Genomic DNA, 21562 nt, shown 5'->3' on the forward strand with positions numbered 1-21562 from the left:
TCACCCACGTACCTTTACGGCGTGGGTCAGCACCGCGCCGGTTTCGATATAAGCAGAGCGAAGGCCTGAAAACGATTCGCCATGATGCTCTCCCGGCGAGAGCGGCAGCAGTGACGGATCGTCCTTCAACAAGGCCTGTGCTGTGAGCGTGCCGAATGTGGTGCCCGGCCCGATACCGCGTCCTGAATAACCAAAACAGGCATAGGCATTGGGCCCGATTGCAAGAATTTTCGGCAGGTGATCGCCGGTCATGGCAATGCGTCCGCACCAGGCATGTTCAATGCCGACATCGCCCAGGGCAGGAAACAGCCACCGGATCATCCGCTGTGCCCATCCCCGATGGACAGAGCCGCCAACCCCCCCGAGATTGCCAACGGCGCCCAAAGCCAGCCTTCCGGCAGCATCCCGCCTGAAGGACGACATGACCAGCGCCGTATCCCAGCAGCCTTCACCGCCAGGCAAAATACAGTCAGAGTGCCCGCCCTTGAGCGGGACGGTAGCAACCTGGAAATAGTGAACCGGAACGGTTTGGGGTGTGGAAATCCCTTCCACGGGCTCATGATAGGCATTGGTCGCCAGCAAAAGGGCACGGGCCGTAACCGCCCCGCCCGGCGTTGCAACTTTCCAGCCATCGCCGGTCCGCGAGATGCCGATTGCCGGTGTATTCGCGCAAAGCCGCGCTCCGGCAGCCTCTGCCGCCCGTGCCAGCCCTCGGCAATAGGACAGCGGATTGATGGTGCCCGCCCGCCCATCGAACAGCGCGCCGTGGAAAACCGGTGATCCGGTGCGCTGTTGCGTCTCCGCCGCATCCAGCAGTTTTACCGGCGCTCCTAGTGCCGCCTGCTGGCGAAAGCGGTCCGCGATATCCTCAAATCCCACTTCGGAATGGGCACAATGCAGCGTACCCTTGTTGACCGCTTCGCAGGCAATGCCATGTCGCCTGATGAGATCGAAAACACGCTTCGGCGCGTTTGCCAGATGCCCGGTCAGCCGGCTCCCCTCAGCAGCACCCAGGATTTCCGCAATCGATTCCGGCGGCAGCCACAGCCCCGCATTGACAAGGCCGACATTGCGGCCCGATCCGCCGTGACCGATCTCGTGCGCTTCCATGAGACAGGCTTTGGCACCGCTGCTGGCCGCTTCGAGCGCCGCAGAACAGCCGGTAAAGCCGCCCCCGACAATCGCCAGATCAACCTTGAGATCGCCATCAAGGGGCAGCGCGGAAACGACTTCCTCGCAAGACGATTGCCAAAGATTGCTGTCTGTTTTTGTCATCGCTTCGCCCGGCAGCGGGAATCGGTAAACCAGAGGCGGCGACTACCAACGAAACCGGCATGAACCATTCCGCACTCCACAAACCATCGTTTGCGATACAGACACATGGCAGGTTTGAAATTCAAGCAAATTCGGCCGCTCCCCCATTCGCCGAATGTGGAAGTTGGTGCAGGGACTAATCGTTGTCGCTGGCTTGAGCGCCTGCCCCGGCTCGCGATTGTTCGCTGGCTGGCACGGTAATTTTCATGGCAAGGGCATTGAGACCGGCAAGGGTAGGGCGGTCAATTTCGGCCAGGACCACGTCTTCGCCCTTTGTGCTGCCGGCTCTCGCCGGTCCCGAGACAATCGTCAACACGATGGCATCAGCGCCAATCAGTTCTTCCGCCTCAACCGGGATCAAGCCACCGGGAGAAAGGCAGATGGAACCCGTTTGGAACTCCCCCGGTTGTATTTTTACGGTTATCTCCATCCCGAGCCGCCCCGCAATATCGGCAAGAAAGGGCAGTACCAGCACAGCTTGGCTGACCGGTCCCACCACAAGCCCTGATGCATCGGGGAAGCTTTCCGGCAGACCGGCATGATCACAAAGTGCCGCGCCGAGAGCGATCGGGCACATGGGCACCGTGCCTGATGTTCGCCAGTGCCCCTCCCCGGCCACCGGGGAGATCTCCTCCCACGACTTGCCCTGATACGTCCGCAAATGGTGGAGCAGGGCCGTTGCACCGTTCAACCCGCTGGCGGCAAGCCATCCGGCGGCAAACCCTGCTTCCTCCGCAAGGCCCCAACTCATGCCGGCTGCCCTAGCCGCTTTCATGCACAAGCCTTCGATCTCATTGCGCGACAACGCCACCTTGCCGCTTCCTTCAGCAGGCAGAGGCGAACCGGAGCGGGTTGGATCGTTGGGTTCGCTCATCATGACTGAGCGCCAGCGTTGAACTCATCGGGATAGGGATCGCCCTGAAAGAGGCTGATCCTTACCCACTTGTCGGACCGCGGATCGAAATGGCTGGCACCGAAGAAGGCCAGCTTCAGCCGCATCAGGTCAATCGGCAGCATGTCCTGCGAGATCAGGTTGTCATGCACTTCCGCATAGGGGTAATCGGCGGCGGCCTGCGCCCGGCGCACCATGAAACGGTGCTCGGGATGGGCAAGCAGGAATTCCGCCACCGGCGCCTTACCCGGCCAGGCTGCAAGCGCCTGCCAAAGGGCGTTCGCCAGCCGTGCAACGCAAAGCGGCTGCTCCAGTTCTGCGCCTTCTTCCTCAAAGCGATTGCCGAGCCTCGGCTCCAGCTTTTCCTCCGACACATACCAAAATCGCGCCAGGTTCTCCGGCTTTGAAAAATCTACTTCTAGTGCCCAGTCATAGCGCTCCTCCAGGATATCGCGCAGCTCCGAAATTCGCATGGCGCCATCGATGCGGAACGCGATGCTCTCATCGGCGCTCATCCTGTCCGCCAGATCGTCGACAATTTCGCCATGGGGTTCAAGCATCACCGACAGGAGCGCTTCCTGCCCTTCAAGGGACAGTTCCTCTTCACCCCAGCGCCACAAGGCATTCCAGGGACGGGACACTTCACGCGGCCATGTCTTGAGGCGGCCGGAAATCTTTTCAAGATCGCCTCGCAAATCCCTCAACTTGGCGATCTGAATTGGATGCTCCGACCGCCAGTTGGCGGCATTGTGTTGCGCAGCCGCCAGGGCTTCCTTAAGCGCTTTTACGGCCTTCCCGCCGGCCACATCCAGATTGCGCACCCGCGCCAGCGCTGTTTCTCGCGCTGCCATCCAGTTGTTGAGCAGAACAGGATGGCGCACGATGAAGGGCGCCATGCCAAGACCGGTTGAATTGCCGACGCCCAGCCGCCGTCTGATCTTTCGATCAAGCCGCACCGCCTTCTTACCGCCGCGAACCTCAGCAAGATGCTCGGCGATATCCACGGTAAAGGCACGGGTAAGCCACACCGACAGCATTTCCGCCTGAAAGGGAGCTGCCAATTCTTCGCGGTCAGCAATGACGGACCGGTCGGCTGCACCGAACTTGCCCGACCCGTAAACCGCCGTGGTACGCATCAGATAGCCAACCTGATCGATCTGTTCGGTATCCGGCTGGCGGCCGCAGGCAAGGCTTTCGACCACATGGGCAAACAGCCGCACCGAGCGGTTGGCCCGGCTGAGCGACAATTCCTTCGGGCTGATCCGCCCTGCTTCCTGAAACGGAACATTTTCCTCCAGCCGGTCAAGATCAGCTGGCTGCGGGTCGCCATCGAACAGTGCAAAGGTCGCATCCCAGGCCGTTGCGATTACCCGGTCGGAGCGCATGTGATCGGGCAGATCGTGGGAAAACGCCACAAGGCTGTAGGTGCGCTGCGGGCCGGTCGCCCGGTACACAGCCCGGCCAACGCCCCTTTCATTGATCTGCCAGACCGGCCGGTCGAAGCGCCACCCCTCCTGCTTCATTCGCCTCAACATGATCTGCAGGAAGGAAAGCCGCATGGGGTGGGCACAGCCCATGCGCGCCAGCCGCATCACCTGACGGGGTGGGCGCGGTCCGATTTGATCCGTATTGCGGTCCGTGTCTGCTGTGTTGACGCGCATCGCCCCGCTCATCACCTCACGCTCCGGCTCCGGCTGCGCCGGCCATTTTCCACTCCGCTTCAGCACCAAAACTCTTTTCAAAAAAACGGCGCCAGTTGCCGCCCATCACGGCGGCCACATCGTCTTCGTCCATTCCGGCTGCTTTCAGCCCCGCGGCAATATTGGAAAAATGCCGGTTGCCGGAAAACCAGTCCGGCATTTGCGGGAAGCCGGGTGCAGCAGCGCTTCCCTCTCCGTAATCGATCTTCTTCGTCCACCGTCCGATGCGCATCCATTCAACCACGCTGTCGGGCTGATCCTGGCAAAGGTCGGTGCCGATGCCCACATGATCGATGCCCATCATTTCCGCTGTGCGGGCAATCATGTCACAGAAGGACTGCAACGGGCAGGCGCTGCCGCCCTTCAAATGATGCGGATAGAGCGAGAAGCCGAACATGCCGCCACTTTCGCCCAGCGCCTTGAGCACGGTATCCGGTTTGTTGCGCAGCGCCTTGTGCCAGCTTGCCGGATTGGCATGGGTAATCGCGATGGGCCGGCTTGAATGCTCTATGGCTTCCAGCGTCGAGCGTTCACCCGAGTGGCTCATGTCGACAACCAGGCCAACGCGGTTCATTTCCGCCACAACCTCCCGGCCCATCCGCGTAAGTCCGGTGTCGTCATCTTCATAACAGCCCGTGGCAAGCAGCGACTGGTTGTTGTAAGTCAACTGCATGAAGCGCAGCCCAAGGGTGTGCAGCACTTCCACCAGCCCGATATCGTCTTCCATGCAGGACGGATTTTGCGATCCGAAGAAGATCGCAGTGCGGCCGCTCTCCTGAGCCAGACGCACATCACCTGCCGTACGGCCCTGAAAAATCAGATCGGGAAATTGCTCGAACCACCGGTTCCACTGTTCGATATTGAGCACCGTTTCGCGAAAATTCTCATGATAGGCGATCGTCACATGCACCGCATCGAGGCCGCCGTCGCGCATCTGGCGGAAGATTTTTTCCGACCAGTTGGCATATTGAAGGCCGTCGATGAGCGGTGTCTTCATTGCGGTTCCCCCGCTGCCACATAGGCTGTCTTTACAGAAGTGTAGAATTCGGCAGCATAGCGTCCCTGCTCGCGCGGACCGAAGGAGGAGGCACCCCGCCCGCCAAAGGGAACATGATAGTCGGTCCCTGCCGTCGGCAGATTTACCATCACGCAACCGGCGCGCATGTTGGCCCGAAAGTGCGACGCCCGCGACAGCGAGCCCGTCATGATGCCTGCTGTCAGGCCGAATTCGCTGTCATTGGCAGTCGCCAGCGCTTCCTCATAACTGCCCGCCTTGATGACACAGGTAACCGGCGCGAACATCTCCTCACGGTTGATGCGCATGGCGTTGCTGGTTCCGGCAAATACCGCCGGGGCCATGTAATAACCTTCGGTGGGGCGCTCCAGCCGCTCACCGCCGCAAAGCAGTTCGGCGCCTTCCTGGCGGCCCGCAGTGATGTAATCAAGGTTCTGGGAAAGCTGGCTTTCGCTGACCACCGGCCCGATCTGTGTGCCCTCTTGCAAGGCGTGACCGACCTTCAATGCCTTTGCGGCTGCAACCAGACCTTCAACAAAGGCATCGTGAATTTTCTCATGAACGATAAGCCGGCTGGCGGCGGTGCACTTCTGGCCCGTGCCGCCAAAGGCTGCATTGGCGGTGTGGGCAACAGCGAGGTCAAGATCGGCATCGTCCATGACGAGCATCGGGTTCTTTGACCCCATCTCCATCTGGACCTTGGTCATGTTGGCAACCGCCGAAGCGGCAATACCGCGGCCGACCGGCACGGAACCGGTGAAGCTGATGGCATCGATATCAGCGCTTTCCACAAGGCGCTGGCCGACATCCCTCCCGGAACCGGCAACAAGGTTGAACAGACCATCGGGAATATCCTGCCGTGCAATCACTTCGGTGAGCAACACCGCGCTGGCCGGTGTCAGATTGGCAGGCTTCCAGACGACTGCGTTGCCGAAGGCCAGCGCCGGGGCAATTTTCCAGGCAGGCGTTGCCACCGGAAAATTCCACGGGCTGATGATCGCCACCACACCGACCGGTTCGCGCCGCACATCGATCTCGATACCGGGCCGCACGCTTTCGGCCAGATCGCCATGCAGGCGCAGCGCCTCTGCGGCGAAATAGGTAAAAAACTGACCTGCCCGGTAGACTTCCCCTTGCCCTCGGCAAGCGGTTTGCCCTCCTCGCGGGAGACCATTTCACCGATCTCGCCGGCACGGTTCATCAGTTCGGTGCCGATCGCCATCAGCACATCATGCCGCTTCTGGACCCCTGCAGCCCACCACAGCGGCTGTGCCTTGCGGGCGGCAGCAAGGGCTTCGGCAAGTTGCCCGCTGCCGGCCTGGGCATAGGCCCCGATGACATCTGAAAGGTCGGACGGGTTGCGGTTTTCAACGGTGGAAGCGCCGTCTTCCCAGCGCCCGGAAATGTATATCTTGGTGTTTTGTGTCATGGTGCCCTCGCAATCTGCAAAGCCTAGACAACAATGGCAGCTTCAGGCAATCTGGAATAATTGAAGCAAATTTCAGGAATACTGAAATAGCGATCAAGCTCGAAATGCTGCGCGTTTTTCGCATTGTTGCCGAACAGGGAACCCTGGCCGGGGCGGCCGAAATCCTTGGCCGCACGCCTTCGGCCGTTTCCATGATGCTGCAGCAACTTGAGGATCATCTCGGCGCGGCGCTGTTTGAGACCGACCGCAAGAACCGGTTGAGCGCGCTTGGCCGCCTTGTCCTGGCCGAAAGCACTCATGCCACCGATGCGTTTGACCGCAGCACCAGCGCCATCGGGCGCCATCTCATGTCGGCGGCAGGCACGGTGCGGATAGCTGCCGTCCCTTCAGCCACTGTAAGCCTGCTGCCGGCGGCCGTTGCAACCTTTCGCCGCTCGCGGCCCGATGTGCGGCTGGAAATTTCCGATATCGACAGCGCATCGGTGCGCCGGCTTGTACGCTTCGGTGAAGCCGATATCGGCATCCTTTCGGCAGCGCCGGGGGATGCGGGGGAAGGTGAAACCATATTGTGCGATGATCTGGGCATCGTTCACCGCAAGGACGGCCCGATCTGGCACGCATTGCGCGAGCGGTCCCGGGCACTGTCATGGGAGTCGCTGTCATGGGAACTGCTGGCACTCGAACCGCTGATCGTCAATCCGCTGTGTCATCTGGTTGACAATGCGGAGGTTGGCAAACTGGTGGAAGGCTGCAACCTGCAGGCACGAAACACGACCGCGCTTTTGTCCTTCGTGCGCGGCGGCCTGGGCGCCACCATCCTGCCGCACAGTGCACTGGCAAGCGGCCCGGAAGGGCTGGCCTTCATCCGCCCAGCCAACCCGCTGGCACAGCGCGAATTGCGCAAGATCCACAGCACAGAGCGGCGTCTCAGCCCGGTGGCGCTAGCGTTCTGGAATATTCTGACGCCGCACTGAGCCTGAAAGCCCCGTCACAGGCCTTCTTTGGAAGACGTAAAATCAGCAGCCCGCCAAAACGAAAAAAGCCCGCCATTTGGCGGGCTTTTTTACCATTGTATTTAAATAATTTGCCTGGTTACCGGGGCTGACACCCATTTTCAGTTCCTGTTTCGATCAGAGGAAATGCGGCAAATGGTGCAGCAGCCATTGTCGCGCGGCGCCAACGCCTGCTGCTTGTAAGTCTAGGATTATTCGCCCAGGCCGATCTGGCGCATGAACTCTTTGTTGTCCCAGAACAGATACTCTTCATCCATGGTGCCATCTTCATTCCAGCGGGCAATGGTGGCCATGGTCAGTTTCAGGGCTTTACCGGTCGGCTGGATAACACCGTCTTGAGTCTGCATGGGCTCGGTAAAGGTGCCTTCGACCTCACCGACCACAGCGGTCCATTCGCCTTGGCCGATGCGGACCGGGTGTTTTTCGATGCGGGTATCAGGTGCCCAAGTGAACATCCACTTCAGCTCTTCAATGTGCGGTTCAATCCCTTGCACCGTTCGCCCGTCAGGGTAGTGAACGATAATGTCTTCGGCATGGCTTTCGTGCAGACGGTCCCATTTCTGATTGGTGTACACATCGAAGTCGAGCGTGTCGAAATTGTCCAGGTTGGTTTGAATCCGGGCATCGCTGGCCTGACGGGCGGCCAGCTCGGACAGGGCAGCGGCGATGCCGGCGCTTTCGGGGTTTGCCACCGTCAATGTCGAACCTTCCTGCGCGAACGCTTGGGTTGCAAAGCCTGCAATGAACAGGGCGGTGATGGTTTTCAGTAGTTTGGTCATCGTTGTTTCTCCTAATGGCTGCGGGATTGCAGCATCACGATGACAGGAACGTAGGAGAGTTTTATCTGTACCAAAATGGAGATTTTATAGGATTACTATCTTCGATATGTACCAAATAGAAAATTTGGATCGGCTGATTGAACGGCATTGTGTGTGCCTCAGGCCTGAAACGCAATTTTTCCTGTCCCTGCTGACATCATGCCACGCAGACGATCTCAGCCGATGCCGGGGCGCCGCGGAAATGGCGCCTTTCAGCCGGGCGGCCGGGGTTCCGACAATCTTCCGCAGTGCCTTTCCGTTCCCTCGCGGGATGTTGCTTCAGGTGGCTATTTTGGCAATTATTCCAGAAATTGAACTTTTCCAGGCCAGTTAGGTCATGAACTCACAAACAGCGTCGCGCCAGGTGATCCACAACAAACAGCAAGTACAGTCCATCAAGACAAGTTCCACTCGCATTATAGAATATCCGCCATCCGTATATCCTTTACGGCAAAGTCGATAAGTGCGCGAACCTTGCGGGGCAGCGCGCGGCCTTCCAGGTAAACAGCGCTAAGCGGGTTGCTTCTGCCGACATAGCCATCCAGCAGTTGTACAAGTTCCCCAGCCTCGATCGCATCATGCAGCGCAAAGCGGGGCACAAAGGCGATGCCCATGCCCATGATGGCAAGTTCGACAACGGCGTGCGCAGAGTTGACGTGAAACCGACCACGGACATTGGCAACAACCTCCGTATCGTTGTGTTCGAAAATCCAGCTGCGGGGTGACCGCCGGTTTGTGTCAACAATACAGATGTGGTTGGACAGATCATCAGGTGTCAGGGGGGTACCGTGCCGTGCAATGTAATCGGGGCTGGCAACAACCAGGCTGCGAAATGTGCAAAGTTTACGGGTCATGACCGACAGCCGGTCAGAGCGTCCCATACGAAAGGCCAGATCAATCCCGTCGGTCGCAAGGTCGATATAGCTGTCATTCAACCGCAGATCGACTGTCAGGTCAGGGTGCTCCTGGGCGAACCGGCCGAGCATCCCGACTACATAAATTTCACCGAACGTGACCGGGGCAGAGACGCGAACTATTCCGGTCAAACCACGCGAGCTTTCTGTGGCATGAGCCAGAAGGCCGTCGAGTTCGTCGAGTAAGGCGGGCGCACGCGCGAGCAAATCCTCACCCGCCGGTGTCAGACCGACCTTGCGCGTGGTCCGTTGCAACAGACGAACCCCCAGCCGCATTTCCAGTTCGGCCACATATTTCGACGTTAGGCGGTTCGACACGCCTAATTGGTCCGCCGCAGCCGTGAACGATCCGCTCTGTGCAGTGGCGATAAAGGCCTTGAGTTGATCAATGATGTCCATACCGGATAATTGAGAACAAAATAGCGATAGTCAATTCACAACTTCGCTATTTCGTTGATAACTCCCTCGCCCTAGTTTCCAGGCATCAGCAACGACCGCCTTGGTGGTCAGCACTCGAAAAGGAACTAGACATGAATATCGCAATAATTGGAAATGGGAACATCGGATCAGGCTTGCTCAAGGTCCTGAAGCAAACACAACACAATGTCGCCGCTCATGCCCGTGACGATGACCTTGGCGCGGCGGTTGCCGATGCCGAGATCGTGATTCTGGCCACGCCATATGGGGCCGCTGCCGAGCTGGCAAAAGTGGCTGATTTCACCGGCAAACTGGTAATCGATGTGTCCAATCCGGTCACCGCGGATTACTCGGGCTTCAAGTCGGCCATGAAACCTCGGCCGCAGAAGAGATCGCTGCTCTGCTGACCGGCGCCCGCGTCGTCAAGGCATTCAACACGATCTTTGCTCAACACTACAGTGACGGACTGACCGTGAACGGGCAGGCGCTTCAGACATTCGTTGCATCCGACGACGACGACGCACGTGACAAGGTCAAAACACTGGCTGCAGAAATCGGCCTGGACGCTGTTGATGCGGGTCCGCTCAAAAACGCCCGCTATCTCGAGCCCGCCGGCTTCCTGAACATCCAGTTTGGTTATGTGCTTGGCAAGGGCGTCGAAATTGCCCCCCGTTGGCAGGGCCTCTGATAAGACCCGCAAGACGACCGGCCCTGGCACACATGCCCGGCAAATTTCCTGAAACTCCGGGCGGTCGAAAGGCCGCCCGGTGCTCATCCCGGAAGGCTCTCAAATGAATACAGAACAAACACTCAGCAACCTTCGCAGCACTCTGTCGCCGTCCGACCGGATGCCGTTGGTGTTCCTCGGTCATGGCAACCCGATGAATGCGATTACAGACACTACTTTCAGCCGCGCCTGGGCGGATCTTGGCCGCACTCTACCGCGTCCTCAGGCGATCCTTGTTGTTTCCGCACACTGGGTGACCCGGAGAACCACACTGGTCAACGTGTCGAACATGCCGCGCACGATCCATGATTTCTATGGCTTCCCCGAGGCCCTGTATGACCAGCAGTATCCCGCGCCTGGCCAGCCCGATCTGGCCCGCGAGGTTGTGACGCTACTGGCCAGCCACCACGCCGAAGAGGACGAAATCTGGGGTCTTGACCATGGCGCATGGACGGTGTTGAAGCATCTTTACCCGGAAGCCGATATTCCTGTTTTCCAAGTCTCCATTGATATCAGCCGGGACCTCGACTATCAGCTTGAAATTGGCCGCACACTGTCGCAACTGCGTGACCGCGGCGTGCTGGTCCTTGGCTCTGGCAATGTGGTTCACAATCTGGGCGCCATCCGTCCCGGCGGCAAGCCGCTGGATTTCGCGCTGGAATTCGATACTCTTTTCGCAGATCGCCTTACCGGCCGTGACTTCGCGGCACTGACCGATCGCGAAGCGTTGGGTTCGCTGTTGAAGGCTGCCCACCCGTCGATGGATCATTACTTGCCGGCCCTGACCGTCGCTGGTGCGTCTGATACCCGTGATGATCTGACATTCATGACCGATACGATCGATCTCGGCTCGTTGTCGATGCGCTCCTTCGTATTCCACGGCCGCTGAATGGCTTGGGGCACTAGATGTGAGTTCTCACCAGGTTGTTCACTCGATCCCATTCTGAAAAGCTGAAGTTGCAAACCATCAGTGATCAGGAGAGGGACCGAATGAACATCCACAAGAATGCCCGTTTGACGCCGAAAGGTCGAGAGATATTGATCGAGCGCCTTGAGCGCGGAGAACATCCTCGCGCAGAGGCAGGCCGGGAGAGAGCGCGAAGCGGTCCGGCGACGCCAGCCACTCGGCGGCATATTCGAACTGCGAATGCTGGTGCCGACCGTCGGTCTCGAACCGCAACCGCCCGACCACCCGCTTGACTTCTCCGAGAGCAACGATGGCTTCGGGCATTAGAAACCAACCCCTTCGTCATCGTCCCCGTCAACGGAGGCTGGTCTATCCCTCGTCACCCCCGTCGGCTTTGAGCCTCTTTTCCGGTCGATACGTTTCGGCAGCGTCTCCCGATCGAGCAACAGTCCGGTATCGTCGGATCCGGGACGCGATCCTTTGAGTCCACATTCACAAATGCCCGGATGTGCTCATTGTGCCAGCACAGTTCGGCGCCATGGAAATCGGCGCGATTGAATGCCATCACCTATTCCTTCTGGCCGACATCAGTCAGCGCGCACTCGGCCTCATAAGCCGCCTTCAATTCCGCCAGCACGGATCGATCGGGCTTCTGTTCCCCGAGATGGATGCTGCGCAGTTCGGCCATATACGCCTCCCACAACTCCGGCCCGCCCTCTTCGAGCAACTGCGCGCGGATCGACAATTCCCGCGTCGCCGGGGTGAACCGCCGGCCCCAGGCGCCCATCTGGGCGAGCATTGGCACCAACTGGATGGCCGCTTCGGTCAAACTGTAGATCGTCTTCTGCTTATGATCGGGATCCGGGCTGGTCGACAGCAATCCGGCTGCAACCAACTTTTTCAGCCGGTCCGCCAGGATGTTCGAGGCGATGCCTTCAAGCGAGTTGTTGAGCAGATCCCGGTAGTGCCTGCGATTACCGAACATGATGTCGCGGATGACGATCAGACTCCAACTGTCGCCGAGCGTCTCTAGCGTCAGATTGATCGGGCATCCGGACCGGATGGGCTTGGTCATGCGGTTCTCCGTAAACTGCTTGCAATATAAATGCGGTTTTGGTAAAACACAACTGCTTGCAAAATGCATACAGAATAGGAGGCCGAGATGCCGATCGTCAGGATCTACGCCCGGTTGAGCTGCTCCAACCTGGCAAAAAGCCTGCCCTGGTTCGATAAACTGCTCGGGCGCGCACCCGATGCCCGGCCGATGGTCGGACTTGCCGAATGGCGTCATGGCGGCAATGCCGGCCTGCAACTGTTCGAGAACGGAAATGAGGGAGAACGAAATGCAGATTGAACAGCGTGTGATACGCCGCGATGACGTCGAGATCGCCACTGAAGCGTTTGGCGACCCGGAACACCCGCCCGTAATCCTGATCATGGGCGGGATGGCGTCGATGTTGTGGTGGCCGGAGGAATTCTGCCGTCAGCTCGCAGGGCAAGGCCGCTTTGTGATCCGCTACGACCAGCGTGACTCCGGTCTTTCGACGAAATATCCGCCCGGCCAGCCGGGCTACAGGTTCAACGACGCGGTCGATGATGTGTTCCGCGTGCTGGATGGCCACGGGATTGCGAAGGCCCATGTCGTCGGTTTCTCCCTCGGCGGCATGGTCGGACAGGGTGCCGCCCTGAAGCATCCGGACCGCGTTCCCTCGCTGACGGCGGTCAGCACCTCGCCATTGGGTGAGGACACGTCCCAGCTGCCGGCAAGTGGCGAAGCCTGGATGGAGCATATGTCGGTAGAGCCGGATTGGGCCGATCGCTCGGAGGCCGTCGCCTATCTGGTCGAGGATTCCCGTCTTGTGGCCGGTACTGCGCTTCCATTCGATGAGGCCGGAACCCGGGCCTTCATCGAACGGGACTTCGATCGCTCCGGTGGCTATCTCAGCGCAACCAACCACAGCGTCCTCTTCGACACCGGCAATGGGTGGCGAGGCAGGTTGCAAGAGATGAAACCGCCACTTCTCGTCATTCATGGAACAGCCGATCCAGTCTTCCCGCTCGCGCACGGCGAGATGCTCGCCGAAACAGTTGCGGATGCGAAGCTGGTGAAGCTCGACGGCGGCGGCCACGAACTTCATCCCGGTCACTGGGGCCGGATCGTTCGAGCAATTGCCGGGAATAGCGATCCGGCCGCGAGGTCCAGGACGCATTAACGCTCATTACCGGGAGCTTGTTGTCCCGGCCACAATCAGCTTGAGTGGAAGCACTCGTGCTTCAAGCGATAAAGACGAACCGGTTTTACCGCCCCTCTTGCGATCACGCCTTTCGCTTCCAGATCGAGTTGGACGGCCTTGAGCCACCAGCCCGCTTTGGCTCCACCCGGGAAGACGTCTGCCGAAAGATTTTCGAGCAACGCCTTCTTTGCCTCGGCCACCGTAATACCGGGCGGCGTGGTCGGGAGGACCGGCAGGAAAGCGTCCCGCATGGCGGTATATTTGACGCGATCGACGCGCTGCTTGTGATGGGGCGATGTGATGCTCTCGATTTCGATCCTGTCACCGGCGTCAGACATTCAACTCTCCTTCCACGACAAGTTTGGGATTGCGGAACCCCATTTTCACCCATGCCCCCAAAAGACGTCTGTAGAATGCGAGTGAGTGTTGCCTGAGATTCGGCACATCGTCGGGCAGCACGCCCGGATCCTCCAGATCGCCGGTCATGGTGCGAAACTCGAGCGGCGGCAGCGTGCCTTTCGGCCAAAGCTGCCCATAGAGGCTGAACCAATGTCCGCCCTGAAACTCCAGCAGAACCGGGGTGTTGCAGCAGGTTGCGACCACGCGCCGGGTCTTTGCATCCGGCGACAGGCGATAGGCTCGCAGCCGATCTTTGCCGGAGGAAATCCGCACCCGGTCCTTCCTGTGCATGACGAACGGGGTTGCACCCTTCTCATCCAGGATCGCCGGGGCACCCGGCAACGTGCTCAGGACCGCACCTGCTTTCCGGCAGCTGCTGCACAGACATTCGGTCACCGCAATATGCGGCCCCTCCACCTCTACGGTCACTTGCCCGCAATGGCAGGCCACATTGTGCTTCCTGGTCATTTCGCCTTCCTTGAATTCTTCGTTGATTAGACTGGACCGTCCAGTTTGATTTGTCAAGACGACGCAGCTATGCTGCGCGGGAACCAGGAGGAGCCAGGCATGTCCAATGGTGCAGAAACCCGCATTCGCCGGAGCCGCGAGAAGATACTTGCGGCTGCCGAGGAGGTTTTCCTGCGGCACGGGTTCCTCGGCACCAACATGGACGCCGTCGCGGACAAGGCGGGCGTTTCCAAACAGACGGTTTACGCCCACTTCAAATCGAAGGAAGCATTGTTCATCGAAGTCGTTGAAGCGATGACGGGCGGGGCTGCCCAAGAAATCGGAGAGTATCTGGAAGATAGCTTCGGCGACCGGCCTGTGGCGGAATATTTGCTGGAGGTTGCTGCCGATCAGCTGACGATCGTGTTGACACCGCGGCTCATGCGACTCCGCCGAATGGTTATCGGTGAAGTTGAGCGGTTTCCAGAGTTGGGGAAGTCGCTGTATCTGAACGGTCCGAAACGATCCATCGACAGGCTGGCTCGCGCCTGTGAGCACTACACCCGCACCGGTGAACTCAACACGCCTGATCCGCAGAAGGCAGCAATCCAATTCAACTGGATCGTCATGGGCGCACCGACCAATGCCGCCATGCTGCTTGGTGACGATGGCATTCCCGGTCAAGAAGAGTTGCGTAATCATGCGCGCGAAGCCGTGCGGATATTCCTGTGCGCCTATGCCATGGAACACACCAACGAAAAGTAAGTCTCGAGGCATGATCGCCCCGGCCGGCTCAAGGTGCTGATCGCATCGGTAAGGATTTAGCTTGAAAAATCATAACTCCATGGCTATCAATAAATCATAACCAAAGGGCTATGCGTTACAATGATCCAGCCTCACGATATCCTGTTCCGAGCGCTTGCGGACCCAACACGCCGGGCCATCTTCGAGCGCCTGTGCCGCAAGGGGGACCAGACGGTCAAAGCGCTGACCGGCCACGCCGGGATTTCCCAGCCGGCCGTCTCAAAACACCTTGGCGTGCTCAAACGGGCCGGGCTCGTCGCCGACCGCCAGAATGGCCGCCAGACACATTACAGCCCGCAACTCGACGCCTTGGCACCGCTGTCAGACTGGACGGAACGGATGGCCGCGTTCTGGGAACAACGCTTCGACGACCTCGAGGACCTGCTGAAGAGGATGGACAATTGACCGAGACCTCGACCGAAACCCGCACCGTCATTGTCGAACGGGACCTGCCGCATCCGCCGGAGAAGATCTGGCGTGCCCTCACCCAATCCCATCTGATCGCAGAATGGCTGATGAAAACCGAGTTCAGGCCGGAAATCGGGCACCATTTCCGGTTCATGGCGGATTGGGGCGAGGTCTCCTGTGAGGTACGGACGGTCGAAGAACACAAGGCGTTGGAATACAGCTGGGATGCCGGTGATCTGAAGTCAATCGTCACCTGGACCCTCACGCCGACCGGCAAGGGAACACGGCTGCGCATGGAGCAAACCGGTTTCCGGATGGATCAGCCGAATTACTACGGCGGCGCAAGAGTCGGATGGCCACGCTTTTTCGACAAACTGGAGCAGGTGTTGGCCGAGATGTAGTGAATCGGGCCCAGGCCATGTGCCCGGGCAAGGAAGCGTATGAGGATAATGGGAATGCATGACGCGCAAACCGAAAAATCTCCGTCGCAGTTGATTGACGGGAAGATCGCCGAACTGGCCGATTGGCGGGGCCACACGCTTTCGCGTATCCGGACGCTCATCAAGGAAGCCGAACCCGACGTGGTGGAGGAATGGAAGTGGCGCGGTGTCCCCACCTGGTATCGCGGCGGCATGATCTGCACTGGCGAAACCTACAAGGACAAGGTCAAGATGACCTTTGCCAAAGGCGCTTTGCTGCCGGACCCGGCAGGGCTTTTCAACTCAAGCCTCGACGGCAATGTTCGCCGCGCCATCGACATTCACGAAGGCGACGACATTGACGGGGATGCGTTGAAGGCCCTCATCCGGGCTGCGGTAGCGTTGAACGCACCCTGACCCACCAGGTCAGGCACTCTTTCCACATCCGCTGCAATTGAAAGGAGCCGCAATTGAATTGGAGCAAGTTGATAAGACAATGCCATCGCTGGCTGTCCATTGTGTTCACCTTGATCGTGCTTGGCATCTTTGGTGCCTTGGGGTTGGGCAAGGAACCCGCCGAATGGGTGTATTTCCTGCCCCTGGCCCCGCTGGCGCTGATGCTTGTCACCGGTCTGTACCTGTTCGCGCTGCCCTATACCGCCAAGCAGCGGCACAAGCCTGCCGAGTGATGGTGATGGTGGCCAGATACGAGCCGTGCCGGTCACGGAGTCTGCTCGGCATGATCCCATGACGCAAGCCATGGACCTCGTAGCGGCGCTGGAAGATATTGCCGATCCCTCCGAGGTGAAGCGGGTCAGCCGGTTTTTCCGTGGGTCAGACCCGGACAACGCGGCGTTGGGCGTGCCAATCGGGCAGGTGTTCCCGGTAGCCAAGCGGTTTGCGAAGATGGGATTGGAGGAAATCGAAACCCTGCTCGATGACCGCCGCTATGAGGTTCGGATGGCCGCGGTTGCAATCCTCGATTTTCAGGCCAGGCAAAAGAATCTGGAGCCCGCACACCGGCAGGCGCTGTTCGACCTCTATCTGCGCAAGCACGACCGGATCAACAACTGGGACCTGGTCGACCGCGCTGCACCGCATGTCATCGGCGAATATCTGGTAGACAAGGATCGTTCCGTGCTGGACCGGCTGGCCCGTTCGGATGACCCGCATGAGCGTCGCACAGCCATTGTCGCCACCCATGCCTTTATCAAGCGCAATGAGGTGGCGGATACGTTTCGGATTGCCGGGATACTCGCGGATGACGACGATGAATATGTGCAGAAGGCCATTGCGTCCTGGACGCGAGAGGCGGGCAAGCGAGATGAAGACGCCCTTGTTCGCTTCCTGATGGACCACAAAGCCCAATTGCCCAGACCGACCATCACAGCCGCTTCCAAACGGCTGCCGCCGGACGTCAGGACGGAATTGCAATCCTGACGACTTGCGGAGTCTACGAAGTCCCGGCGCAGGTGAAGAATATCCTGATAAGGCGGGGACGCGTACCATTGGCGCGCGCTTTTCACATCCGGGAATTTCACGACGATCTGGAAACCCGGCAGATCCCCGTCGAGAGCGGTCTTTTCGCCGCCATGAACGAGAAAACGCCCTCCGAAGAGTTACAGCGCCGCGTCGACGCTCTGGAAGTATCCCGCGATCGGCGGGCGCATTTGAAGTTGTTGGAGATTTGCGATGACATAGGCTTTCATTGCTCGCCGCCGTCGGAAAACCACGCGACAATCTTGGGCATTTCGCGCTCGAAGCCGCCGGGGATGAAGAAGTTCAGGAGGCGAACCGCCTCATTGCCCGGATTGCGGAAATCGTGGACGACCATCGCGGGGATTCGAACGAAAGCACCGGCCTTGAACATTCGCCACGTTTCGCCGAGGAGAATTTCTGGCATTCCCTCCAGGACGTAGAAGATTTCGTCGTTCGTCTCATGGCTATGTGCACCGACGCCCTCCTGTCCCGGCTCAAGTATCCATTCGGATACGCAATACCGGCTGTCGGTTTCCGCCTCATCGGCTTTGAACAGCGCCGTCAACCCGCCCATTTCGTAGCGGCGGCCACCATTTGCAGGCAGGGCGATGACGTCGCGTGCGGCGGTGGCTCGCCCGTTGTCGAGGATTTGTGCGTCGCTCATGCGCCGGTTTCCTCATTCCAGCGGCGCTGCATCTCGTCGGGGTTCAGTTTCTCGATGGTTTGCGACAGCATCCATCTGTGGCCGAACGGGTCCAGCACCATGGCGTTACGTTCGCCAAAACTCTGATCGGTCGCGGCACGCAGGACGATCGCGCCGGCATTGACGGCACGGGCCAGGTCGTCATCGACGGATTTTGTCGACAGGTGCAACGTGACCGGCGAGCCTCCGATCGTGTCGGGGCTGAGGGCGCCGAAATCGGGATACTCGTCGGCGAGCATGACGATGCTGTCACCGAATTTCAGCTCCGCATGACCGATCCTGCCATCGGACGGATCGGTCATGCGGAACTCTTCCGTAGCACCGAAGGCCGCAATGTAGAACGCGATGGCAGCCTTGGCATCCTTCGCGACGATGTAGGGAATGACCGTTGTTATCGAAGACATGATTCATCCTTGCTTATCTGTTTTATTTACGTTACGATTCGTAATATAATGAGTCAAGAGAGCAAACCCCGGAAACGGCCTCGCGGCCGCCCACCCAGCCAGGCCGCCCGGAAACGGGCGCTGTCGGCAGCGCATGACATCCTCATGGAAGAGGGATTCGGGCGGTTGTCGATCGAGGCTGTGGCCGCGAAATCAGGCGTTGGCAAGCCCACAATTTATCGGAACTGGTCGAATGCCTGCGAACTCGCCATGGCGGCGCTGATGATGGCCGAACCGCAGAAACCGTCCGAGCAGGACGGCTCGCTGAAATCCAGCCTGACCGCGCAGATGAGAACGCTGGTCAAAGCCTTCGCGACGACACGGGGCCGGCAGATCACCATGGCACTGGCGGCTGCGGACCCGGAAAGCGAGATGACCAAGGCGTTCCGCAATCAGGTAATCCTGTCGAGCCGGGAGGCGGGGCGCGGCCTGATCGAGAGCGCCGTCCAAAAGGGCAACATCGCTCAACCCAACGACATCGAGGTCGTTCTGGACGTCATCTACGGCCCGGTTTTCTATCGCCTGCTGGTCGGCCATCAGCCACTGGATCAGACCTTTGCGGATCATCTCGTCGCCGCGGCTCTCAAGATTCTAGAGTGAGCGGCTGGTGGCCAGAGCCGTTGCGCCATGTCTCGCGGTCAATGTCGCCTTGATGATCGGGCGGAACGAAGTGCAGCACCGCTGGAAAGAGGAGAATGTTCGATGAACGACGATATCAAGGCGCAGCTTGACGCCGCCGAACAGACTTTCAACGCGGCGATGATCAGCAACGATCCGGACGCGATCCGAAAGTGCATCACGGAGGACTGGGTGCTCGTTACACCGGAAAGCGGCCCCGTGCCCGCTGAGAAAATGCTGGCCCTGATCGCGTCCGGCACCCTTACACACGATACGATGACGAAGACGACACATCACACCCACATCCTGGGCGACGTTGCGACGGTTACGGGCCGTTGCCAGAATTCAGGCAAGTTTCAGGGCGCCCCCATCACGGCAGACGAATGGGTCACGGACGTCTATCTCCGGGTGGAAGGCAGATGGCGATGCATCCTGACGCATCTCACACCGGCCCTTGGTGAGCCGGAAGGAAGAAAACCCGTAGTTGGTGACCAGTGATACTTTTCGTGACCTGGCGCTTTCACTCCATGGCACGGTGGAAGTCGCTCACAGGTGGAAAAGCTGCATAGCTCCCTACAGGATGAGGCCGACAGCAAGGCGTCTCGAAGCTGGCGAAATCCTTCGCTCCCTGATTGACGAGATCATCCTGACACCGGCAGAGGAGGAAATGCCCATCAATGTGCGGGACGATCTTGCTGGAATCCTTGGCGTTTCCCTTGAACGCAAAAAGCCCGCCAGGAGGCGGGCTTTTTGTAATTTAACATCAAAGACTTGTTTGGTTGCGGGGGTAGGATTTGAACCTACGACCTTCAGGTTATGAGCCTGACGAGCTACCGGGCTGCTCCACCCCGCGTTAATCCTGCCACTTCAGCACAGCTGAAATGTAAGCGCCCTGCCAGCTAATTCGCGAAGCGAAATAGGAAACAAACCGGCGCTCATGCCTGCTGTTCCGGCAAACTGTTCTGCTGAAACAACAAAGCCGCCGGCCAAAACGCATGCATGGCAGACGGCCGTTCAATCCGGGTTCGAAAAGAGAAGAATTCGTGAAACTGTGGATGCATTCGGCAGACCTGGCAGCGACCTACTCTCCCGTGCCTTAAGACAAAGTACCATCGGCGCTGAGGCGTTTCACGGCCGTGTTCGGAATGGGAACGGGTGCAGCCACCTCGCAATTACCACCAGGTCGGCGGAATGCATCGGGTCTTTCGCTCTTTCGAGCCGTTGTCCTGAACATGAAGTCCGTCGCAGCCGTCAAAAGCTGACTGGCGCGAGGCCAAAATGAACATGGGTAATGAGAACGATCAAGCCGATCGAATTATTAGTACCGGTAAGCTTCACACATTGCTGCGCTTCCACACCCGGCCTATCAACGTGGTAGTCTTCCACGATTCTCAGGGAATACTCGTTTTCAGGTGGGTTTCCCGCTTAGATGCCTTCAGCGGTTATCCCGTCCGCACATAGCTACCCTGCTGTGCCGTTGGCACGACAACAGGTCCACCAGTGGTGCGTCCATCCCGGTCCTCTCGTACTAGGGACAGATCCTGTCAATATTCCTACACCCACGGCAGATAGGGACCGAACTGTCTCGCGACGTTCTGAACCCAACTCACGTACCGCTTTAAATGGCGAACAGCCATACCCTTGGGACCTGCTCCAGCCCCAGGATGCGATGAGTCGACATCGAGGTGCCAAACAACCCCGTCGATATGGACTCTTGGGGTCATCAGCCTGTTATCCCCGGCGTACCTTTTATCCGTTGAGCGATGGCCCTTCCATGCGGGACCACCGGATCACTATGACCGACTTTCGTCTCTGCTCGACTTGTCAGTCTCGCAGTCAGGCTGGCTTATGCCATTGCACTCGACGAGCGATTTCCGACCGCTCTGAGCCAACCATCGCGCGCCTCCGTTACTGTTTGGGAGGCGACCGCCCCAGTCAAACTACCCGCCACACAATGTCCCGGGCCCGGATTACGGGTCGCGGTTAGATATCCATAGTAACAAGGGTGGTATTTCAAGGGTGACTCCACGCGAACTGGCGCTCACGCTTCAAAGTCTACCACCTATCCTACACATGCCAATACGAATACCAGTGTGAAGCTGTAGTAAAGGTGCACGGGGTCTTTCCGTCTAACCGCAGGAACCCCGCATCTTCACGGGGAATTCAATTTCACTGAGTCTACGTTGGAGACAGCGGGGAAGTCGTTACGCCATTCGTGCAGGTCGGAACTTACCCGACAAGGAATTTCGCTACCTTAGGACCGTTATAGTTACGGCCGCCGTTTACTGGGGCTTCAATTCAGGGCTTGCACCCCTCCTTTTAACCTTCCAGCACCGGGCAGGCGTCAGACCCTATACGTCGCCTTGCGGCTTCGCAGAGCCCTGTGTTTTTGATAAACAGTCGCCACCCCCTGGTCTGTGCCACCTCACAAGAGTTGCCTCCTGCAAGGTCACGCTTATCCC

At 59.0% G+C, this 21562-nt stretch carries 26 protein-coding genes, 1 tRNA gene, 2 rRNA genes and 2 pseudogenes (1 of these 31 cut by a window edge); 14 read left to right on the forward strand and 17 right to left on the reverse strand.

Translation table 11 applies throughout. The annotated features are described in order from the left end of the window. The 5 genes and pseudogenes from BVL55_RS14065 to BVL55_RS14085 all read right to left on the reverse strand — a co-directional run bounded on the left by BVL55_RS14065 (position 1) and on the right by BVL55_RS14085 (position 6350). Positions 1–1275 (reverse strand): NAD(P)/FAD-dependent oxidoreductase, encoded by a 1275-nt coding sequence (locus BVL55_RS14065; protein WP_075997433.1) that lies wholly within the window; start codon positions 1273–1275, stop codon positions 1–3. Between the two features lie 175 nt (positions 1276–1450). Further along, on the reverse strand, positions 1451–2191 hold the full coding sequence (locus tag BVL55_RS14070; RefSeq protein ID WP_083649555.1) for a DUF3726 domain-containing protein: 741 nt from the start codon (positions 2189–2191) through the stop codon (positions 1451–1453). Continuing rightward, positions 2188–3933, reverse strand: coding sequence for a hypothetical protein (locus tag BVL55_RS14075; protein ID WP_244530523.1), 1746 nt, complete (start codon positions 3931–3933; stop codon positions 2188–2190). The genes BVL55_RS14070 and BVL55_RS14075 overlap by 4 nt, the downstream gene beginning before the upstream one ends. Beyond that, complete coding sequence (locus BVL55_RS14080; RefSeq protein ID WP_075997434.1) at positions 3884–4903, reverse strand: membrane dipeptidase; 1020 nt, start codon at positions 4901–4903, stop codon at positions 3884–3886. Before BVL55_RS14080 ends, BVL55_RS14075 begins: the two co-directional genes overlap by 50 nt. Further along, positions 4900–6350, reverse strand: a pseudogene (locus BVL55_RS14085) (aldehyde dehydrogenase family protein). Before BVL55_RS14085 ends, BVL55_RS14080 begins: the two are co-directional and overlap by 4 nt. 104 nt (positions 6351–6454) lie before the next feature. On the opposite strand from BVL55_RS14085, the gene BVL55_RS14090 reads away from it, so the two are divergent. After that, the gene (locus BVL55_RS14090) at positions 6455–7324 is read left to right on the forward strand and encodes a LysR family transcriptional regulator (protein WP_083649556.1); all 870 of its coding nucleotides are present in this window, start codon (positions 6455–6457) and stop codon (positions 7322–7324) included. Positions 7325–7554: 230 nt separating this feature from the next. Here the strand turns inward: BVL55_RS14090 and BVL55_RS14095 are convergent, their stop codons facing one another. Both BVL55_RS14095 and BVL55_RS14100 read right to left on the reverse strand, forming a co-directional pair. Further along, entirely contained in the window at positions 7555–8142 is a 588-nt protein-coding gene (locus BVL55_RS14095) for an ester cyclase (RefSeq protein ID WP_075997435.1), read from the reverse strand. Between the two features lie 455 nt (positions 8143–8597). After that, positions 8598–9494 carry a LysR family transcriptional regulator gene (locus BVL55_RS14100; RefSeq protein ID WP_075997436.1) on the reverse strand — a complete coding sequence of 299 codons (897 nt, stop codon included), beginning with the start codon at positions 9492–9494 and terminating at the stop codon, positions 8598–8600. A 173-nt stretch (positions 9495–9667) separates the two neighbouring features. On the opposite strand from BVL55_RS14100, the gene BVL55_RS17130 reads away from it, so the two are divergent. The 3 genes from BVL55_RS17130 to ygiD all read left to right on the forward strand — a co-directional run bounded on the left by BVL55_RS17130 (position 9668) and on the right by ygiD (position 11128). After that, complete coding sequence (locus BVL55_RS17130; protein ID WP_244530524.1) at positions 9668–9919, forward strand: NAD(P)-binding domain-containing protein; 252 nt, start codon at positions 9668–9670, stop codon at positions 9917–9919. 65 nt (positions 9920–9984) lie between these two features. Then, positions 9985–10200 (forward strand): NAD(P)-binding domain-containing protein, encoded by a 216-nt coding sequence (locus BVL55_RS17135; RefSeq protein ID WP_244530525.1) that lies wholly within the window; start codon positions 9985–9987, stop codon positions 10198–10200. Positions 10201–10303: 103 nt separating this feature from the next. Beyond that, on the forward strand, positions 10304–11128 hold the full coding sequence (gene ygiD / locus BVL55_RS14110; protein ID WP_075997437.1) for a 4,5-DOPA-extradiol-dioxygenase: 825 nt from the start codon (positions 10304–10306) through the stop codon (positions 11126–11128). A 78-nt stretch (positions 11129–11206) separates the two neighbouring features. Here the strand turns inward: ygiD and BVL55_RS17335 are convergent, their stop codons facing one another. After that, a complete protein-coding gene (locus BVL55_RS17335) occupies positions 11207–11470 on the reverse strand; it encodes a HipA N-terminal domain-containing protein (protein WP_075997438.1) in 264 nt (87 codons plus the stop codon). Positions 11471–11714: 244 nt separating this feature from the next. Further along, positions 11715–12221: a winged helix-turn-helix transcriptional regulator gene (locus BVL55_RS14120; RefSeq protein WP_075997439.1), complete on the reverse strand. Its 507-nt coding sequence runs from the start codon at positions 12219–12221 to the stop codon at positions 11715–11717. A gap of 87 nt (positions 12222–12308) precedes the next feature. On the opposite strand from BVL55_RS14120, the gene BVL55_RS14125 reads away from it, so the two are divergent. Then, a complete protein-coding gene (locus BVL55_RS14125) occupies positions 12309–12500 on the forward strand; it encodes a hypothetical protein (protein WP_075997440.1) in 192 nt (63 codons plus the stop codon). After that, entirely contained in the window at positions 12496–13359 is an 864-nt protein-coding gene (locus BVL55_RS14130; protein WP_156892633.1) for an alpha/beta fold hydrolase, read from the forward strand. The genes BVL55_RS14125 and BVL55_RS14130 overlap by 5 nt, the downstream gene beginning before the upstream one ends. Positions 13360–13394: 35 nt before the next feature. On the opposite strand, the gene BVL55_RS14135 is transcribed toward BVL55_RS14130, so the two are convergent. Both BVL55_RS14135 and BVL55_RS14140 read right to left on the reverse strand, forming a co-directional pair. After that, a complete protein-coding gene (locus BVL55_RS14135; RefSeq protein ID WP_075997442.1) occupies positions 13395–13718 on the reverse strand; it encodes a DUF6958 family protein in 324 nt (107 codons plus the stop codon). Then, positions 13711–14304 carry a GFA family protein gene (locus BVL55_RS14140; protein WP_244530526.1) on the reverse strand — a complete coding sequence of 198 codons (594 nt, stop codon included), beginning with the start codon at positions 14302–14304 and terminating at the stop codon, positions 13711–13713. Before BVL55_RS14140 ends, BVL55_RS14135 begins: the two co-directional genes overlap by 8 nt. Before the next feature lie 42 nt (positions 14305–14346). Here BVL55_RS14140 and BVL55_RS14145 point away from each other — a divergent pair, with 42 nt between their 5' ends. The 6 genes from BVL55_RS14145 (at position 14347) to BVL55_RS14170 (ending at position 17297) form a co-directional block, all read left to right on the forward strand. After that, positions 14347–14991, forward strand: a complete 645-nt coding sequence (locus tag BVL55_RS14145; RefSeq protein ID WP_075998182.1) for a TetR/AcrR family transcriptional regulator — start codon at positions 14347–14349, stop codon at positions 14989–14991. Positions 14992–15111: 120 nt separating this feature from the next. Beyond that, positions 15112–15435 carry an ArsR/SmtB family transcription factor gene (locus BVL55_RS14150; RefSeq protein WP_075997444.1) on the forward strand — a complete coding sequence of 108 codons (324 nt, stop codon included), beginning with the start codon at positions 15112–15114 and terminating at the stop codon, positions 15433–15435. Then, positions 15432–15839, forward strand: a complete 408-nt coding sequence (locus BVL55_RS14155; RefSeq protein ID WP_075997445.1) for an SRPBCC family protein — start codon at positions 15432–15434, stop codon at positions 15837–15839. Before BVL55_RS14150 ends, BVL55_RS14155 begins: the two co-directional genes overlap by 4 nt. 54 nt (positions 15840–15893) lie before the next feature. Next, positions 15894–16274: a DUF1801 domain-containing protein gene (locus BVL55_RS14160; RefSeq protein WP_244530527.1), complete on the forward strand. Its 381-nt coding sequence runs from the start codon at positions 15894–15896 to the stop codon at positions 16272–16274. A gap of 101 nt (positions 16275–16375) precedes the next feature. Next, entirely contained in the window at positions 16376–16546 is a 171-nt protein-coding gene (locus BVL55_RS14165) for a hypothetical protein (RefSeq protein WP_428977263.1), read from the forward strand. A gap of 58 nt (positions 16547–16604) precedes the next feature. Next, positions 16605–17297 carry a DNA alkylation repair protein gene (locus tag BVL55_RS14170; RefSeq protein WP_075997448.1) on the forward strand — a complete coding sequence of 231 codons (693 nt, stop codon included), beginning with the start codon at positions 16605–16607 and terminating at the stop codon, positions 17295–17297. A gap of 77 nt (positions 17298–17374) precedes the next feature. Here the strand turns inward: BVL55_RS14170 and BVL55_RS17340 are convergent. The 3 genes and pseudogenes from BVL55_RS17340 to BVL55_RS14185 all read right to left on the reverse strand — a co-directional run. Continuing rightward, a pseudogene (locus tag BVL55_RS17340) lies at positions 17375–17419 on the reverse strand (hypothetical protein); the annotation flags it as partial. A 143-nt stretch (positions 17420–17562) separates the two neighbouring features. Then, positions 17563–18000: a cupin domain-containing protein gene (locus BVL55_RS14180; protein WP_075997449.1), complete on the reverse strand. Its 438-nt coding sequence runs from the start codon at positions 17998–18000 to the stop codon at positions 17563–17565. Next, complete coding sequence (locus tag BVL55_RS14185) at positions 17997–18443, reverse strand: VOC family protein (protein WP_075997450.1); 447 nt, start codon at positions 18441–18443, stop codon at positions 17997–17999. Before BVL55_RS14185 ends, BVL55_RS14180 begins: the two co-directional genes overlap by 4 nt. A 48-nt stretch (positions 18444–18491) precedes the next feature. Between BVL55_RS14185 and BVL55_RS14190 the strand changes: the two genes are divergently transcribed. Together BVL55_RS14190 and BVL55_RS14195 are read left to right on the forward strand one after the other, a co-directional pair. Next, on the forward strand, positions 18492–19082 hold the full coding sequence (locus BVL55_RS14190) for a TetR-like C-terminal domain-containing protein (protein ID WP_075997451.1): 591 nt from the start codon (positions 18492–18494) through the stop codon (positions 19080–19082). 102 nt (positions 19083–19184) lie between these two features. After that, positions 19185–19598, forward strand: a complete 414-nt coding sequence (locus tag BVL55_RS14195; RefSeq protein WP_075997452.1) for a nuclear transport factor 2 family protein — start codon at positions 19185–19187, stop codon at positions 19596–19598. A gap of 278 nt (positions 19599–19876) precedes the next feature. On the opposite strand, the gene BVL55_RS14200 is transcribed toward BVL55_RS14195, so the two are convergent. From BVL55_RS14200 to BVL55_RS14210, 3 genes are all read right to left on the reverse strand, one after another. Then, positions 19877–19953 (reverse strand) — tRNA-Met (locus tag BVL55_RS14200). A 215-nt stretch (positions 19954–20168) separates the two neighbouring features. Next, positions 20169–20283, reverse strand: a 5S ribosomal RNA gene (gene rrf / locus BVL55_RS14205). Between the two features lie 114 nt (positions 20284–20397). Continuing rightward, positions 20398–21562 (reverse strand): 23S ribosomal RNA (locus BVL55_RS14210); it runs 1641 nt beyond the window's last position.

The organism is Salaquimonas pukyongi (genome assembly GCF_001953055.1).
In the GTDB taxonomy this organism is placed as follows: Bacteria; Pseudomonadota; Alphaproteobacteria; order Rhizobiales; family Rhizobiaceae; genus Salaquimonas; species Salaquimonas pukyongi.